Source organism: Streptomyces sp. HSW2009 (genome assembly GCF_040240285.1).
Taxonomy (GTDB): domain Bacteria; phylum Actinomycetota; class Actinomycetes; order Streptomycetales; family Streptomycetaceae; genus Streptomyces.
In genome coordinates this window covers 1-15,916 of the sequence record NZ_JBEHZD010000127.1, presented here as the reverse complement: position 1 = coordinate 15,916, position 15,916 = coordinate 1, and the positions used below count along the sequence as shown (strand labels likewise).

Sequence of the window (15,916 nt, the reverse complement as noted above, 5' to 3'; positions counted from 1 at the left end):
GGAGTGGACACCGGCCGGCAGTTCGTGGCAGGCGCCGCCCGGGTCGCGGTCGGGGGAGATCGCCGTGGGGGGGGGGGGGGGGGCCGGGGGGGGGGGGGGGGGGGTTTAAAAAAAACCCCCCCCCCCCCCCGGGCCCCCGCGGGGGGGGGGGGGGGGGGGGGGGGGCCGCCGCGGGGCGGGGGGGGGGGGGGGGGGGGCGCGCGGCCGCCCCCCCCCCCCCCCCCCCCCCCCCCCCGCACCTGCGCTCACACCCGGGTCAGTCGCGCGTCCGGGTCGGCGTCGGGCTGCGCCGGGGTCGTGTCGCCGAGCTCCTTGTGCAGCTTCTCGCCCTCGACGTCCACGTTCGGCAGCACCTTGTCCAGCCAGGCCGGCAGCCACCAGGCGCTCTTGCCGAGCAGTGCGAGCACCGCGGGCACGATCGCCATCCGGACCACGAAGGCGTCGAAGAAGACCGCGATCGCCAGGCCGAAGCCCATCATCTTGATCATCTGGTCGTGCGAGCCGATGAAGCCCGCGAAGACGCTGATCATGATGACGGCGGCGGCCGTCACGACGCGGGCGCCGTGCTTGAAGCCGGTCACCACGGCCTGCGCGGGCGTCTCGCCGTGCACGTACGCCTCCCGCATCCGGGTCACGAGGAACACCTCGTAGTCCATCGCGAGACCGAAGACCACACCGATCATGAAGATCGGCATGATGCTCATCACCGGGCCGGTCTGCTCGACGCCGAGCAGGCCCGAGAACCAGCCGAGCTGGAAGACCGCGACCACCGCGCCGAGCGCCGCGACCACCGAGAGCAGGAAGCCGAGCGCCGCCTTGAGCGGGACCAGGACCGAGCGGAAGACGATCATCAGCAGCAGGAAGGCCAGACCGACCACGAGCCCGAGGTAGGGCACGAGCGCGTCATCGAGCTTCGCCGACACGTCGATGTTCATCGCCGTCGTACCGGTGACCAGCACCCGGGCGCCGGTCTCCGACTTCCAGCCGTCCGCCTGGTCACGGATGTTGGTGACCAGGTCCTCGGTCTCCGTGCTGGTCGGCTTGGAGTCCGGGGTGACCATGATCGTCGCGGTGTCGCCGGCCTTGTTCAGCGAAGCCTTGGAGACCTCGCTGACGCTGGCGACGTCGTCGAGCTTCTTGACGCCGGCGGCGATGGTCTGGGCCGCACCGAGCGGGTCCTTCGCGTCGGCCGCGTCCACGATCAGCATCAGCGGACCGTTGGAGCCGGCCCCGAAGCCCTCGGTGACCAGGTCGTACGCGCGGCGCTGGGTGGTGTCGGTGGACTGCGAGCTGTCGTCGGGCAGACCGAGTTGCAGCTTGCCGACCGGGGCCGCGGCGGCACCGAGCGCCACCACGCTGAACAGCAGCACGGCCACCGGGCGACGCAGCACGAACTGCGCCCACCGGGTGCCCGCCTTCGGCTTCTCGGAGACCGCGGGGATGCCCTCGGCGGACTTCTTGCGGGCCTTGCGGCCGTAGATCCGCTTGCCGGCGAAGCCGAGCAGCGCGGGAATGAGGCTGATCGCGATCAGCACCGCGATGGCCACGGTCGCCGCGGCGGCGAAGCCCATCTTGTAGAGGATCGGGATGTTCACGACCGCGAGGCCGACCAGCGCGATGATCACGGTCAGACCGGCGAAGACCACCGCGGAACCCGCGGTGCCCACGGCCCGGCCGGCCGCCTCCTCGCGCTCCCGGCCCTCGGCCAGCTCGGCCCGGTAGCGGGAGACGATGAACAGCGCGTAGTCGATGCCGACCGCGAGGCCGATCATCATCGCCAGCGTGGAGGTGGTGCTGCCCAGGTTGAGCACGTTGGCCAGCGCGGTGATCGAGGTGATGCCGATGCCGACCCCGATGAGGGCGGTGAGCAGCGGCAGACCTGCGGCCACCAGCGAGCCGAAGGTGATGACCAGGACCACGGCGGAGATGGCGATGCCGATGATCTCGCCCGCACCCTGCTCGGGCATGGCCTCCAGTGCGTCACCGCCGACCTCGACGGTCGGGTTCTTGCCACCCTTGTCGTCGTAGTCGACCACGGCCTCCTTCAGGCCGTCCTTGGTCTTGTCCTTAAGCTCGATCGAGGTGACCTTGTAGTTGGCCGTGGTGAAGGCGATCTCGCCGTTCTTGCTGATGGTGCCGGCCTCGAACGGATCGGCGATGGAGCCCAGTTGGTCCGAGCTCTTCCTGACGTCCGTGACGACCTTCAGAACCTCTGCCTTGTTCTTCGGGTCAGTGATCTTCGTGCCCTCGGGGGCACGGAAGACGATCCGCGCGCTGGCACCGTCGGCGTTGGCCTCCGGCGAGCGCTTGTCCATCAGGTCGAAGGCTTCCTGCGCCTCCACACCAGGAACGGTGAACTTGTCATCGGTCGGGCTCGGGGCGGCAATGGAGCCTGCAACGGCTACCGCCAAGAGCGCCACCCAGAACAAGGCGACGAACCGGCGTCGCCGGAAGGCGAATCGGCCGAGCTTGTATAGGAACGTGGCCACGAGAAGGGGTGCTCCCGTCGAAATAGTGGAGTGGCAAGGGCGTGCTTGACCAGCCCAGCGACGAGAGCGGCGCGCCAGGATGGGGTTGTTCGGGTACGGCCGAATCTAGGTGACGGCCGTACGAGCAGGGACAGCAGGGTCGGCGCCGAGAGCGGGGAGGATCACGGCGTCGATGTACTCGTACAGGAAAGCGTCGTCCGCCTCTTGGGCATCGATCAGCGGACGGGCCACGAAGGCCCCGGTCATCATGTGCGGTACGAAGTGCATGGCGGGGGTGCCGGCCGCGATCTCGCCGCGGGCCACGGCCCGCGTCAAGAGCACGTCGAGCGCCGCCAGCTCCGGAGCGATCAACAATTCCCGCAGCGCCTGCTGGAGGTCGGGATTGTCGTGCGCCGCGTGGGCGAGCCCGCGCAGCAGGTCCGCGTCACGCTCCGCATTGTGCTCGCCGCACCGGACCACCTCGCGGAGATCGCCCCGGAGCGAACCGGTGTCGATCTCCAGCAGCGGCACCGGCTTCAGCCACCGCAACGCGGTCGCGACCAGCACGGGCTTGCCCTGCCACTGCCGGTAGAGCGTGGCCTTGCTGGCGCGGGTCCGGGTGGCGACGGCGTCCATCGTGAGCGCCTCGTACCCCACTTCGCGGAGTAGTTCGATGACCGCGTCGTACAGCTCACCCTCCCGCTCGGGGGTCAACCGGCTACGCCGCGTGGTCTTGCGATCCGCGACCTGCATGGAAAAACCCCCAATCCGAACGAAACGGTTTCGTACGCGTTCACCATACGCCGCACACCAGCGAAACGATGACGTTTCGCTGGTGGTGTCGGTCACAGCGCAACCATGCGCGGGTAAAACACCTCGCACGCATGAAGTGCGCCCAACCAAGTTGCCGCACGTCCGCCGGGCCGAAAGCATGGACGGGTGACCGATAGCGACGACGCCTATGTCCGCTTTCCGCATCTCCACCAGGACTTGCTCTGCTTCGTGGCCGAGGACGACCTCTGGGTCGCACCGCTCACTCCACCCTCAGGGACGCCGCAGCGGGCCTGGCGGTTGACCGTCGATCGCACCAGAGTGGGCCACCCGAGGTTCTCCCCGGACGGCGCACAGATCGCGTACACCCATTGGCGCAGTCTCGACCCCGAGATCTACCTCGCGCCGGTCGCCGGCGGCCCGGCCCGGCGGCTCACCTACTGGGGCGGCACCGACACCCGGGTGTGCGGCTGGACCCCGCCGGACCAGGACGGCCGCTCCGACGTGCTGGCCGTCTCCTCACACGGCCAGCCCTTCTCGTACTACTCCTGGGCGTACAGCCTGCCCACCGACGGCAGCCCGGGCGGCCGGCTGCCCTGGGGGCCGGTCTCCGACATCGCCGTCGCCGACCTGGACGCGGCCGACCTGCGCGACGTCGAACTCGGCGGCGAAGAACTGCCCGGTGAGGGCCCCGCCAACCGGTGCACGCTGCTGCTGACCGGCAAGCCGCCGCACGAACCGGCCTCCTGGAAGCGGTACCGGGGCGGGGCGATGGGGCGGCTGTGGCTGCACGGCACGCGGCTGGTGCCCGAGGTGTACGGGCACCTGGACAGCCCCATGTTCGTCGCCGGGCGGATCGCCTTCCTCTCCGACCACGAGGGCGTCGGCAACCTCTACTCCTGCCGCCCCGACGGCACCGACCTGCGCCGACACACCGACCACGCCGATTTCTACGCCCGGCACGCGGCCACCGACGGCTCCCGCGTGATCTACCAGTGCGCGGGCGAACTGTGGCTGGTGGAGGACCTCGGCCCGGCCGGCGTACCGCGCAGGCTGCCGCTGCGGCTCGGCGGGCCGCGCACCGGGCGGCGCTCGTACCAGGTGCCGGCCGCGAGCCACCTGCGCTCGCTGGCCGTGGACGAGACCGGCCGGGCCAGCGCGGTCGGCGTGCGCGGCAGCCTGTACTGGCTCACCCACCGCGACGGCCCGGCCCGCACCATCGCCGACACCCCGGGCGTGCGGGTACGGCTGCCGCAGATGCTCGGGCCGACCGGGCGGGTCGCGTACGTGACCGACGCGGCGGGCGAGGACGCGATCGAAATCGCCCAGCTCCCCCGGGCCACCGGCGCGACCACGCCCCGCCGACTGGCCACCGGGAAGCTGGGCCGGGTGCACGAACTGGCCGCGTCCCCCGACGGCCAGTGGCTCGCCGTCGCCACGCACGACGGGCGGCTGCTGCTGGTGGACGCGGCACCGGTGCCGGAGGGGGAGCTTGCGGGCCCGCCTGATGCCGGCGGGGCGGGTGAGACGGGGGCGGCTGGTGGGGGTGGAGCTGACACGGGTGGAGTGGCTGGCGCTGGGGAGGCCGGTGGGGCTGACGCCGGCGGGGCGGGTGTGGTTGATGAGGCTGACGCGGGTCGTACGGCTGATGCCGGCGGGGCGGGGGTGGCTGGCGAGGGTGGCGACACCGGCGCGGCCAGTGAGGCCGTTGCGGCCAGTGAAGTCGGTGCGGCCAGTGAAGTCGGTGCTGCGGGCGCTGCCGGTGAAGCCAGTACGGCCAGTGAGGCCAGCGCAGCAAGCACGGCCAGCGCGGCCGGTGAAGTCAGTGAAGTCAGTGAGCTCACCCGGTCCAGTAACGGGCCCGTACGGGATCTGGCGTTTTCGCCCGACTCGGCGTGGTTGGCGTGGTCGCATCCGCACATCGGGCGGTCCCTGCGCAAGATCAAGATCGCCCGGCTGCGGCCCACCGGAACGCTCGGCCGGGCCGTCGTGGACGTCACCGACGGGCGCTTCGAGGACGAACAGCCCGTCTTCACGCGCGACGGGCGCTATCTGGCCTTCCTCTCCTGGCGCGGCTTCGACCCCGTCTACGACGTGCACACCGGCGACCTCTCCTTCCCGCTGGGCTGCCGGCCGTACCTGGTGCCGCTCTCCTCCGCAACGCCCTCGCCGTTCGCGCTCTCGCCCGACGGGCGGCCGGCCGCCGGTGGGCTCGATCCCGCGGTGAGCGCCGGTGACCAGGACAGCAAGGTGCTGGTGGAGGCGGAGGGGCTGGCGAGTCGGGTCACCGTGTTCCCGGTCGCCGCGTCGAAGTACTCCTCGCTGTACCCGGTCAGCGGCGGCGGCCTGGTGTGGCTGCGCTGGCCGATCTCCGGGGCGCTCGGCGAGACGTTCGCCAACCCGGCCGACACCTCGGGCCGCCCCACACTGGAACACTTCGACCTGGCGAAGGCCCGTCGTACCGAACTGACCAGCGACGTCGACTGGTTCGCGGTCAGCGGCGACGGTTCCAGGCTGGTCCTCAACGACGACGGCGACCTGCGCGTGGTGCCCGCGAGCGAGATCGCCGACCCCGACTCCACCGTCCAGATGGACCTGCGGCGCATCCTGCACGAGGTGGACCCGGCGGCCGAGTGGCAGCAGGCGTACGCGGAGGCCGGCCGGCTGATGCGGGCGTACTTCTGGGAGCCCGGCATGGGTGGCGTCGACTGGGACGCCGTGCTCGACCAGTACCGACCACTGCTCGACCGGGTCGCCTCCCCCGACGAGTTCGCCGCCCTGCTCCGCGAGGTGCTGGGCGAACTCGGCACCTCCCACGCGTACGTCTCGCCCGCCCGCCGCAACGAGGGGCCGCCGCACTACCAGCGCGCCATCGGCCTGCTCGGCGCCGACTTCACCCGCGGCAAGGACGGCGCCTGGCAGGTCACGCGCATCCTGCCGGGCGACTCGTCCGACTCCAAGGCCCGCTCCCCGCTGGCCGGTTCGGGCATCCGGGAGGGCGCCGCGCTGACCCATGTGGACGGGCGGCCGGTGGACCCGGTCGCCGGCCCCGCGCCGCTGCTCACGGCCGCCGGCGGGCCCACGGTCGAGCTGACGTTCCGGCCGGCCGAAGGCGGCGGGCCGCCGCGCCGGGTCGCCGTCGTCCCGCTCATCGACGAACGGCCGCTGCGCTACCAGCACTGGGTGGCCAAACGCCGTGAGGTGGTGCGCGAACTCAGCGGCGGCAAGTGCGGCTACCTGCACATCCCCGACATGGGCGGCTCGGGCTGGGCCCAGTTCAACCGGGACGTGCGGATGGAGATGTCCCGCCCGGCGCTGATCGTGGACGTACGCGGCAACGCCGGCGGCAACATCAGCGAACTCGTCGTGGAGAAGCTGACCCGCACCATCCTCGGCTGGGACCTGACCCGGCACGCCCAGCCGGTGAGCTACGCCGGGGACGCGCCGCGCGGCCCCGTGGTGGCCGTCGCGGACGAAATGACCTCGTCCGACGGCGACATGATCACCGCCGCGTTCCGGCTGCTCGGCCTCGGCCCGGTGGTCGGGCTGCGGACCTGGGGCGGAGTGGTCGGGATGACCGGCCGGCACCGGCTGGTGGACGGTACGGCGATCACCGTGCCGATGAACGCCGCCTGGTTCGACGGCTACGGCTGGGGCGTGGAGAACCACGGCGTGGAGCCGGACATCGAGGCCCTGCGCTCCCCGCTGCACTGGGCCGAAGGTCGTCACCCCCAGTTGGCCGTGGCCGTCCGCACCGCCCTTGACCTGCTGGAACGCCATCCGGCGGCGGAACCGCCCGACTATTCGGACGTCCCCAACCGCAGCCGGCCGCCGCTGCCGCCGCGGGGGTAGCGGCGGGGCTGGCCACGGGGGTAGCTGCGGGGCAGTCGTAGGGCAGTCGTAGGGCAGCCGCGGGGCGGCCATGGGGGACATGACCCGACATGCGAAGCATGCTGGCCCGTGTCAGGCTGATCGGGGCCCATCCCCGCGCACTCCCGAGGAGGGAACACCATGGGCGTTTCGGACCAGTTCAAGGACAAGGCCGAACAACTTCAGCAACAGGCCAAGGAGAAGCTCGGCAAGTCCCGGGAGAAGGACGAGGACGGCGGTCGCTCCCAGGACGACGCGCAGGGTGACGCCATGAAGCGCGCCAAGGAGAAGGGCTCCGAGGCGAAGGAGGGCGTCCAGGACACCCTGGACGACGCCAAACGACGCTTCATGTGACCCCACTCCCCCGCCTCGCCGCGGCCCCGGCCGCCCCGCATGCGGAAGCAGCGAGCGACCCCCAGAAGGGACGCACCCCACGGGTGCGTCCCTTCGCCATGGGGCGGAGCGGGAGCGGGAGCGGGCGGGCGAACGAGCGCGCGTGATGCATACAAGTCGTATGCAGAGCGGCGGAGGTGAGCGCGTCGCGCATACAAGCTGCATACATGGCAAGCAGGGAATGTACGCAGCGCATACAAGCCGTATGCACGGCAAGCGGGGTGCGCAGGTCACGCATACAAGCTGCATCCTCAGCGAGCGGGGCGGGCGCGTAGCGCATACAAGCCGCCTGCATGTCGTATCCACGGCGAGCGGAGCGCGCGCGTGACGCACACAAGCCACATCCGCGACGGGCAGAGCGTCCACGCTGCGTATACAACTCGTATGCACAGCAGACAGAACGCACCCGCTACGCATACAAGCCGCATGCATGCCGCACACCGCGCCGCGAGTTGACACGGGACCCGCAGGTCAGACGTGGTGCAGGCCCGGAGCCGCGGGGGTGGCGTCGGGCCCGCGGCGCGTCAGGGTCAGCCGTTCCCGTTCCCGCGGGCGCGTTCGTCTGCCGTGCCGCCGGCTCCGACCAGGCCGGTCCGCGGAGCACTGCGGGCTTCGAGGCGGGGGGCGAAGTGCCGCATCTCGCGCTGGCCCACGGTGCCGATGAGGGCCGGCAGATAGCCGCGTACGGACTGCATGCCGCGCAGCCACCACTGCCCGTACACATGGGCCGAGCGGCGCTCGATGCCCGCCACCAGGCGGTCCACGGCGGGGCCCAGCGGATAGGTGCGGTTGCTCGGCCAGGGGAGCCTGGCGCGCAGGTCGCGCAGCACCTCGTCCTCGTCGGCGCCGCGCACCATGTCGGTGTCGGTCCAGCTCAGATAGCCGACCCCGACCCGTACACCGCGGTAGCCGACCTCGGCGCGCAGGCTGTGGGCGAACGCCTCGACGCCGGACTTGGAGGCACAGTACGCGCTCATCAGCGGCGCCGGCGTGATCGCGGCGAGCGAGGCGATCTGGAGCAGATAGCCGCGGCTCTCCAGCAGGACCGGGAGGAAGGCGCGGGCCGTGGTGGCGCTGCCGATGAGATTGACCTCGATGACGCGGTTCCAGGACTGCGCGTCGGAGTCGGCGAAGGGCCCGCCGGCGGCGACGCCCGCGTTGGCCACCACGATGTCGACCTTGCCGAACCGATCCTTCACCTCGCTGGCAACGCGGGACATCGCCGCGTGGTCGGTGACGTCCGCGTACCAGTGCGCGCCCGGGCCGTGCAGGCTCGCGGCCACCCGCTTCAACTCCTCAGGTTCCAGGCCGACCAGGGCCACCGTCGCACCGCGGGCCGAGAGCTTGCGGGCCAGGAGTTCACCGACGCCGCGCGCGGCCCCGGTCACCACCGCCACCTGTCCGTCCAGGCTGCTGCGCGTGCTCATGCCGTCTGCTCCTTCGCCGTGCTGCCGCCGGGCCCCGCCGGCGGGTGGGGGGTCGCTGCCGAGGTCCGGTCACCGAGGTGGTCCGTGCGGCCTTCGGCGGCCGCGCCGGTATGTGGGGCCGCGCCAGTACGCGGGGTCGTGCCGGTACGGGGGGTGCTGCGGGGGGCGGTGAGAGGGCGGGGGGGGTGGTCGGTGAGGTGGTCGGCGACCAGGCCGCGGATGGCGCCGGCCACCGTCTCCGGCACCTCGATGGGGGTCATGTGGCCGATGCCGGGCAGTTCGGTCAGGCCCAGCGAGTGCGGCAGCGCGGAGACGATGCGGCGCGCGTGCACGCGCGGGGTGAGGCGGTCCGCGGTGCCGCCGATGACCGCGGTCGGCGGGGTGAGCGCGGCGACGTTGCCGCGCAGATCCATGTCCCCCATCATGTGGCCCCACTTGGCGCGGACGAGACGCGGGCAGGCGTGCACGATGCGGGCGCAGAAATCGGCCATTTCGGAGGTCGCGCCGCGCCCCATCGTCACGTACTTCATCGTGCGTCGGGCCAGCGGGGTGACCCGGCCGAGCGGTGCGGCCGAGCCGAGGACGAAGGTGTGCACACGCCGGCGCAGCCAGCCGCGCGGGGTCGGCACCACCAGCGTCTCGTCGAGCAACTGGCCCGCCCCGGTGCTGCACATCAGCACGGCAGCCGCCCGCTCGCGCAGTTCGGTCCTGCGGGCCGCGGCCATGATCGTCATGCCGCCCATCGAGTGGCCCACCACCAGGGCCCGTTCCTTGTCGCCGGTGGGACCGGTGGCGAGCGTCTGGTCGAGCACCGCGGCCAGGTCGTCGGCGAGGGTCTCGACGGTGTAGCGGCCGTATCCGGGCGGGGCGCTGCGGCCGTGTCCGCGCTGGTCGTACGCGATGAGCCGGAACTCGCCGGCGAGCGCTGCGATCACCGGCGCCCAGAAGCCGATGGAGCAGGTCCAGCCGTGCGCGAGCACGACCGCGGGGGCGTCGTCGGGCCCGTACTGCTCGGTGTGGATGCGCGCACCGTCGGCCGAGGTGACGGCCAGCTCCCGAGTGGGGGTAGGCAGGTTGTATACAACTTGGCTGGCAGGGCTTGGCGGGTTCACGCGGCGGCCTCCGGGGACGGGCCATCGGCCTGCGGACCACCGGTCGGAGCGGCTGGTTCCGCGGCTTGCTTGGCGGGCTTGGCTTGCTCAGGGGGAGTGACTTGCTTGACGGGGGTGGCGGGCTGGGTGGGCTCGGCTTGCTTCGTGGGCTGGGATTGTTCGGCGGGGGTGGCGGGGTGGGTTTGGTTGGCGGGGGTGGCGGGGTGGGCTTGTTTGGTGGGGCTGGTGGACGTGCCCGTCCTACCCACGGCGGCGGTCCCGGCATGCCCCGCGGCGGGCGCACCGGCCGGTTCAGGACGCGCCGGCCGCGGGGCGCGCAGCACCTCGTACTCGGCCAGGTCGACCTCGCGAGTGGCGCGGCGGAACTCGCTGGTGGTCCCCGGCCAGACAGTGGTGTTGCGCCCGCGCGCGTCCAGGTACCAGCTCTGGCAGCCGCCGACGTTCCACACGGTGCGCTGCATGCGCTGCTGCACGCGGTGCGACCAGGCGTGCACGGCGGACGGGTACGCGTCGAGCGCGACCTTCCCGCCGAGCACGTCCAACTGCCGCAGGTAGTCGACCAGATAGTTCAGCTGTGACTCGATCATCAGGATCATCGAGCTGTTCCCGAGGCCCGTGTTGGGGCCGATGATGGTGAGGAAGTTGGGGAACCCGGCGGCTGCGCTGCCGCGCAGCGCCTCCATGCCGTCCTTCCACTCCTCGGCCAGCGTCGTGCCCCGGGCGCCGGTGACCCGGTGGGCGATCGGCAGGTCGGTGACGTGGAAGCCGGTGCCGAAGACGATCGCGTCCGCCTCGGCCTCGGTGCCGTCGGCGGCGACCAGGGTCGAGCCGCGCACCTCGCGCAGCCCCGCGGCGACCAGGTCCACATTGGGCTGCGCGAGCGCCGGGTAGTAGCTGTTGGACAGCAGCACACGCTTGCAGCCGATGCGGTAGTCGGGGGTCAGCTTGGCCCGCAGCCCCGGGTCCTTGATCGCCCTGGCCAGGTGCTTCCGCGCCACCCGCTCCACCACCCGGAGCTGCCCCGGGCGCTTGGTGAACGCGCTGACCTGCAACTCCCTGATCCCCCACAGCAATCCGCGGCGCAGCGCACGGGTCGCGGGGACCCGGCTGTGCAGCCACTGTTCCGCCCCGCTGATCTTCCGGTCGGCGCGCGGCAGCACCCACGGCGGGGTGCGCTGGAAGAGGGTGAGCCGTTCGACGGTGGGCTGGATGGCGGGCACGATCTGGATGGCGGAGGCGCCGGTTCCGACCATGGCGACGCGCTTGCCGCGCAGGTCGTAGTCGTGGTCCCAGCGCGCCGAGTGGAAGACCCGGCCGGGGAAGCCGTCGAGCCCTGGCACGTCGGGGAGTTGCGGGTCGGAGAGCGGCCCGGTGGCGGAGACGACGACGTCGGCGGTGTACGTGCCGCCGGCGGTCTCCAGCTCCCAGTGCAGTGCATCGCCATCCCACCGCGCGCTGTGCACCTCGGAGTTGAACCGCAGGTGCGGGCGGAGCCCGAAGGTGTCGGCGACCCGCTCCAGATAGGCCCGGATGTGCGGCTGCCCGGAGAAGTTGCGCGGCCACTCGGGGTTGGGCGCGAAGGAGAAGGAGTACAGGTGGGACGGGACGTCGCAGGCGCACCCGGGGTAGCTGTTGTCGCGCCAGGTGCCCCCTACCGCGTCGGCCCGCTCCAACACCACGAAGTCGGTGACCCCCGCCCGCCGCAGCCGCACCGCAGCCCCCAGCCCACCGAAGCCGCTACCGATCACCGCCACCCGCACATGCCCCTGCTCGGCCATGCCACCGCCTCCCGAAGACGAGAAACCACGCCAGCAACCACTGGCACAGTCAGGAGCGTAGGGCAGCCCCATACCGAGCGGTAGGGGTCGTACGAGGGGAAGTTGCCAAGGCCCGCACAGGCACCCTGCGGGCAGGCGGTGGGAGCCCTGACGCCGGGAGCCCTGACGCCGGGAGGCGGGTTGCCCACATGTTGTACACAACCCGCACACGAGGACCGACCGGCATCAGGCTGCCCGCGCACCGTGAGCGCCCGGCCGCCGGAGGCGAGTTGCGTACGGGTTGCATACATCCCGTACACGGCGGGGACCGGAGGCTCGCGGCGCTCGGCACGTTGGAGGCGGGTTGCGTGCACGTCGTATACAACCCGCACACGACAGAGCCCGCGACGCCCGGAACCCGAGGTGCTGGCGACAGGTCGCACACAGGTTGTATGCAACCCGTACACAGCGAGCCCCCGACCTCCCCGACGGCCAGCCCGCCGGCGGCAGGTTGCGGACGGATTGCATACGAGCCGCGCACAACAGCAAGCCGGCACCGCCGGAACCCAGCCCGCGATGGACGAGATGCGCACACCTTGCATACAACCCGTACACGCCCCAGCGCGGGCAGAGGCCAGGGCCGGCCAGCGGCTCTCACACCCCATCGGCACCCCACCCACGGGAGGCGCGCGGTACGGGGCGGCGGCCGAGGCACGGAACGTGGCCCAAGTGGGCCGATACCGCTGGCATACCCCGGTGACATCCGTACCGGCCGACATAGGCTGCTCGGGTGGCGAAGACGACGCAGGCGCAGCAGGGGCGCGAGTACCGGATGGCGGAGCTGGCCGAGGCGGCCGGGATCACCGTGCGGACGTTGCGCTTCTACCGGGAGCGCAAGCTGCTCCCGCCGCCCCGGCGGGAGGGTCGGATCGCCTGGTACACGGAGCACCACCTGGCCAGGCTGCGCACGATCGCGGCGCTGCTTGAGCGCGGCCACACGCTGGGCGGCATAGCGGAGTTGCTCGCCGCCTTCGAGAGCGGCCGGGACGTGGGCGAAGTGCTCGGTCTCGCGGACGCGCTGCCGATGCCCTGGCCACAGGAGACGCCGGTCAAGCTCACGCCGCAGGAGCTCGCCGACCACTTCACCGGCGAGGTCACCCCGGAGAACCTCGCCGCCTCGCTCGACCTCGGCTACCTCGCGGTGGACGGCGACGACTTCGTGCACGTCAGCCGGCGTCTGTTGGATGCCTCACGCGAGTTGGTCGGCAAGGGCGTGCCGCTCTCCGCCGTACTGGCCGCCGGGCGCGAGCTGCGGCAGCACATGGACGCCGTGTCGGAGACCTTCACCCGGCTCGTACGCACCCACGTACTCGCCGACGCCATCGCCCGGGGCGCCCCCCCCCCCGGCCCCCCCCCCCCGCCCCGGGCCCCCCGCCGCCCCCGCCCCGACCGCGGACGAGGCCGCGCACATCACCAAGACCCTGGAGACCCTGCGGCAGAACGCCAAGTCGATCGTCGACGCGGAACTGTCCCTGTCCCTGGACCGCCACATCCGGGCCGAACTGGAGAAGTGGATCGACCGACCGCCGCCCGAGCGGCCCGGCGAGCAGGTCACGGGGCAGCCCGGCGCCCAGACCGGCGAGCAGGTCACCGGGGCGGACGGCTGAGCCGGAGACGGGCCCACCACCGCGGGAACGGGAGCCACCCCGCACACCCCGCACACCCCGGCAGCGCCCGTACGACCTGCGGAGCCCCCACATGCCGGCAGCGCCCGTACGCCCCGTGGAACCCGTACGACCCGGCGGAGCCCACATACCCCGGCGGAGCCCGTACGCCCCCGGAAAGCCCACCCGGCGGCTACTCCGCCGCGTACGTGACCGTCACCGGCGCATGGTCTGACCAGCGCAGATCGTAGGAGGCGGCGCGTTCGACCACGGCGGTGGTGGCGCGGGCCGCGAGGCCGGGGGTGGCGACCTGGTAGTCGATGCGCCAGCCGCTGTCGTTGTCGAACGCCTTGCCGCGGTAGGACCACCAGGAGTACGGGCCTTCGACGTCCGGGTGCAGGCTGCGGACGACGTCCACGTAACCGTTCTCGTCGAACACGCGGCTGAGCCAGTCGCGCTCCTCGGGCAGGAAGCCGGCGCTCTTGCGGTTGGCCTTCCAGTTCTTGAGGTCGGCCTCGCGGTGGGCGATGTTCCAGTCGCCGCAGACCAGCACCTCGCGCCCGGCGGCAGCGGCGCGCTCGCGCAGCTCCTTCAGGTACGGCAGGAACTCGCCCATGAAGCGCTCCTTCTCCTCCTGCCGCTCCGTGCCCACCTCGCCGGACGGCAGGTAGAGGCTCGCGACGGTCAGGCCCGGAAGGTCCGCTTCCACGTAGCGTCCGCTGCCGTCGAACTCGGTGGAGCCGAATCCGACCTGGCTACGCTCGGGCCGCTGCCGCGTGTAGAGCGAGACGCCGGCCCGACCCTTGGCCTCCGCCGGGGCGTGCAGCACGTGCCAGCCCGCCGGCTCGCGCACCTCTGCCGGCAACTGCGCCGGTTCCGCGCGCACCTCCTGGAGGCAGACCACGTCCGCTTCGGTCGCCGCCAACCAGGCCACGAAGCCCTTCTTCGTGGCGGCCCGCAGACCGTTCACGTTCACCGTCGAAACCGTACGCAAGACGTCACTCCCGGATCGTTCACCAAACCCCAGGCAGCCTACGCGCCACCCGGCTCAGCCCCGGTGCACCACGGACGCCGGTACGGCGATGCCCTCAGCCGCCGCGGTGACCTCGACGGCCCGGGCCGCGAGCGACAGGCCGATCTTCTCCAGCGCGACGACGGATTCGATGAGCAGCGTCTCGACCGTGGCGGCCATCGCCTCGCCACAGCGGTTCTGCTCGGCCACGTCCTCCGGCGTCCGCGCCTCGGCCATGCCGTCCAGGCGGGTCCGCAGCTCCTCGTGCTGCTGCTCCAAGGCGTGGACGCGGCGGACCGCACGCAAGATCTCCGCGTCGGTCAACGTCTGGCCCATCGCACTCCCTCTCCGTCACTCGGCACGCCCGCACCTCGCCTCGTCGGTAGCGGCCCCCGCCACCCAGAAAGAGGAGAAAAGCCGACACCGCGCCCCCAAGAGAAGCCCAATGCGATGAAGATCACACCACTTGTCGTGCAACTGACGCTTTCAACGCGTCCTCCGCCACCGCCCCGCCGGACCGGACTGCACCGGACTGCACCGGGCCGCACCGCGCCGCACTCCACAGCCCCACCGCCCGAAAACAGCACACCCGTACGATATGGAGCATGCAGATCGCGCCCGTGCCGTACGACCACCCCGATGCCGTCAAGCTCAACGACCTGGTGCAGCAGGAGTACGTCGAGCGGTACGGCGATCCGGACCTGACCGCGCTCGACCCCCGCCAGTTCGCGCCGCCGAACGGCCTGTACCTGCTGGCGTACGACGTCGACGGCGCGCCGGTGGCCAGCGGCGGCTGGCGGCGGCAGGACCGCAGCGACGAGGGGTACGCGGACGGCGACGCGGAGTTGAAGCGGATGTACGTGGTGCCCGCCGCGCGCGGGCAGCGGCTGGCCCGCCGCATCCTCGCCGCCCTGGAGGAGGACGCCCGCGCCGCCGGCCGCACCCGGATGGTCCTGGAGTCGGGCATCGCCCAGCCGGAGGCGCTGACCCTGTACGCGTCCTGCGGGTACGCGTACCAGGAAGAGAAGTTCGGGCTGTACCGGGAGTACGACTCCAGCCGCTGCATGGCGAAGTCGCTCGTCTGACGCCGCCGAGGGCAGGTGGGGCGCGGCGGGGCGGCAGGTGGAGCGCGGCGAGCGGCAGGTAGGGCGCAGTGGGCGGCCGTCCGCGCCGGCCAACGCCTTGACCGCGACGGCGAGTTCGAGCCATCACAGCAGGCGGAACCGGTGATGTCACCCCTGGGGCTGGCGCGACCCACGAACGCGCCAGGCACCACAGGACCGGCGGATGCACCAACCGCCGGCCGCCCGCCCCCCCCCCCCCCCCCCCCCCCCCCCCCCCCCCCCCCCCCCCCCCCCCCCCCCCCCCCCCCCCCCCCCCCCCCCCCCCCCCCCCCCCCCCCCCCCCCCCCCCCCCCCCCCCCCCCCCCCCCCCCCCCCCCC

Annotated in this window: 13 protein-coding genes; 4 read left to right on the top strand and 9 right to left on the bottom strand. The window is 72.3% G+C overall.

Annotated elements, in window-relative coordinates; genetic code table 11:
• Nucleotides 1-105: 105 nt before the first annotated feature.
• From AAHZ94_RS12530 to AAHZ94_RS12520, 3 genes are all read right to left on the bottom strand, one after another.
• Complete coding sequence (locus tag AAHZ94_RS12530) at nt 106-249, bottom strand: hypothetical protein (RefSeq protein ID WP_349992916.1); 144 nt, start codon at nt 247-249, stop codon at nt 106-108.
• The gene (locus AAHZ94_RS12525) at nt 246-2,489 is read right to left on the bottom strand and encodes an MMPL family transporter (protein ID WP_349992915.1); all 2,244 of its coding nucleotides are present in this window, start codon (nt 2,487-2,489) and stop codon (nt 246-248) included. Before AAHZ94_RS12525 ends, AAHZ94_RS12530 begins: the two co-directional genes overlap by 4 nt.
• Nucleotides 2,490-2,594: 105 nt before the next feature.
• Complete coding sequence (locus AAHZ94_RS12520) at nt 2,595-3,221, bottom strand: TetR/AcrR family transcriptional regulator (protein ID WP_349992914.1); 627 nt, start codon at nt 3,219-3,221, stop codon at nt 2,595-2,597.
• 186 nt (nt 3,222-3,407) lie between these two features.
• On the opposite strand from AAHZ94_RS12520, the gene AAHZ94_RS12515 reads away from it, so the two are divergent.
• A complete protein-coding gene (locus AAHZ94_RS12515; protein WP_349992913.1) occupies nt 3,408-7,091 on the top strand; it encodes a S41 family peptidase in 3,684 nt (1,227 codons plus the stop codon).
• A 159-nt stretch (nt 7,092-7,250) separates the two neighbouring features.
• Entirely contained in the window at nt 7,251-7,463 is a 213-nt protein-coding gene (locus AAHZ94_RS12510; RefSeq protein ID WP_349992912.1) for a hypothetical protein, read from the top strand.
• A 569-nt stretch (nt 7,464-8,032) separates the two neighbouring features.
• On the opposite strand, the gene AAHZ94_RS12505 is transcribed toward AAHZ94_RS12510, so the two are convergent.
• Genes AAHZ94_RS12505 through AAHZ94_RS12495 form a run of 3 tightly spaced genes read right to left on the bottom strand, consistent with a single transcriptional unit; the run spans nt 8,033 to nt 11,819 of the window.
• Entirely contained in the window at nt 8,033-8,929 is an 897-nt protein-coding gene (locus tag AAHZ94_RS12505; protein WP_349992911.1) for an SDR family oxidoreductase, read from the bottom strand.
• Nucleotides 8,926-10,041: an alpha/beta fold hydrolase gene (locus AAHZ94_RS12500; protein ID WP_349992910.1), complete on the bottom strand. Its 1,116-nt coding sequence runs from the start codon at nt 10,039-10,041 to the stop codon at nt 8,926-8,928. Before AAHZ94_RS12500 ends, AAHZ94_RS12505 begins: the two co-directional genes overlap by 4 nt.
• The gene (locus AAHZ94_RS12495; RefSeq protein ID WP_349992909.1) at nt 10,038-11,819 is read right to left on the bottom strand and encodes a flavin-containing monooxygenase; all 1,782 of its coding nucleotides are present in this window, start codon (nt 11,817-11,819) and stop codon (nt 10,038-10,040) included. The genes AAHZ94_RS12500 and AAHZ94_RS12495 overlap by 4 nt, the downstream gene beginning before the upstream one ends.
• A gap of 769 nt (nt 11,820-12,588) precedes the next feature.
• Here AAHZ94_RS12495 and AAHZ94_RS12490 point away from each other — a divergent pair.
• Complete coding sequence (locus AAHZ94_RS12490) at nt 12,589-13,713, top strand: MerR family transcriptional regulator (protein ID WP_502964655.1); 1,125 nt, start codon at nt 12,589-12,591, stop codon at nt 13,711-13,713.
• On the opposite strand, the gene AAHZ94_RS12485 is transcribed toward AAHZ94_RS12490, so the two are convergent.
• The gene (locus tag AAHZ94_RS12485) at nt 13,656-14,456 is read right to left on the bottom strand and encodes an exodeoxyribonuclease III (protein WP_349992908.1); all 801 of its coding nucleotides are present in this window, start codon (nt 14,454-14,456) and stop codon (nt 13,656-13,658) included. The genes AAHZ94_RS12490 and AAHZ94_RS12485 overlap by 58 nt on opposite strands.
• Nucleotides 14,457-14,510: 54 nt before the next feature.
• Complete coding sequence (locus AAHZ94_RS12480) at nt 14,511-14,810, bottom strand: hypothetical protein (RefSeq protein ID WP_349992907.1); 300 nt, start codon at nt 14,808-14,810, stop codon at nt 14,511-14,513.
• A gap of 269 nt (nt 14,811-15,079) precedes the next feature.
• On the opposite strand from AAHZ94_RS12480, the gene AAHZ94_RS12475 reads away from it, so the two are divergent.
• Nucleotides 15,080-15,559, top strand: coding sequence for a GNAT family N-acetyltransferase (locus AAHZ94_RS12475; RefSeq protein WP_349992906.1), 480 nt, complete (start codon nt 15,080-15,082; stop codon nt 15,557-15,559).
• A 147-nt stretch (nt 15,560-15,706) separates the two neighbouring features.
• Here the strand turns inward: AAHZ94_RS12475 and AAHZ94_RS12470 are convergent.
• A partial coding sequence (locus AAHZ94_RS12470; protein ID WP_349992905.1) for a hypothetical protein occupies nt 15,707-15,916 on the bottom strand: 210 nt, incomplete at its 5' end.

Coding starts and splice junctions, on each gene's coding strand:
- AAHZ94_RS12520 (WP_349992914.1), bottom strand. CDS start 3,221: ATGCAGGTCGCGGATCGCAAGACCACGCGGCGTAGCCGGTTGACCCCC.
- AAHZ94_RS12505 (WP_349992911.1), bottom strand. CDS start 8,929: ATGAGCACGCGCAGCAGCCTGGACGGACAGGTGGCGGTGGTGACCGGG.
- AAHZ94_RS12475 (WP_349992906.1), top strand. CDS start 15,080: ATGCAGATCGCGCCCGTGCCGTACGACCACCCCGATGCCGTCAAGCTC.
- AAHZ94_RS12495 (WP_349992909.1), bottom strand. CDS start 11,819: ATGGCCGAGCAGGGGCATGTGCGGGTGGCGGTGATCGGTAGCGGCTTC.
- AAHZ94_RS12480 (WP_349992907.1), bottom strand. CDS start 14,810: ATGGGCCAGACGTTGACCGACGCGGAGATCTTGCGTGCGGTCCGCCGC.
- AAHZ94_RS12510 (WP_349992912.1), top strand. CDS start 7,251: ATGGGCGTTTCGGACCAGTTCAAGGACAAGGCCGAACAACTTCAGCAA.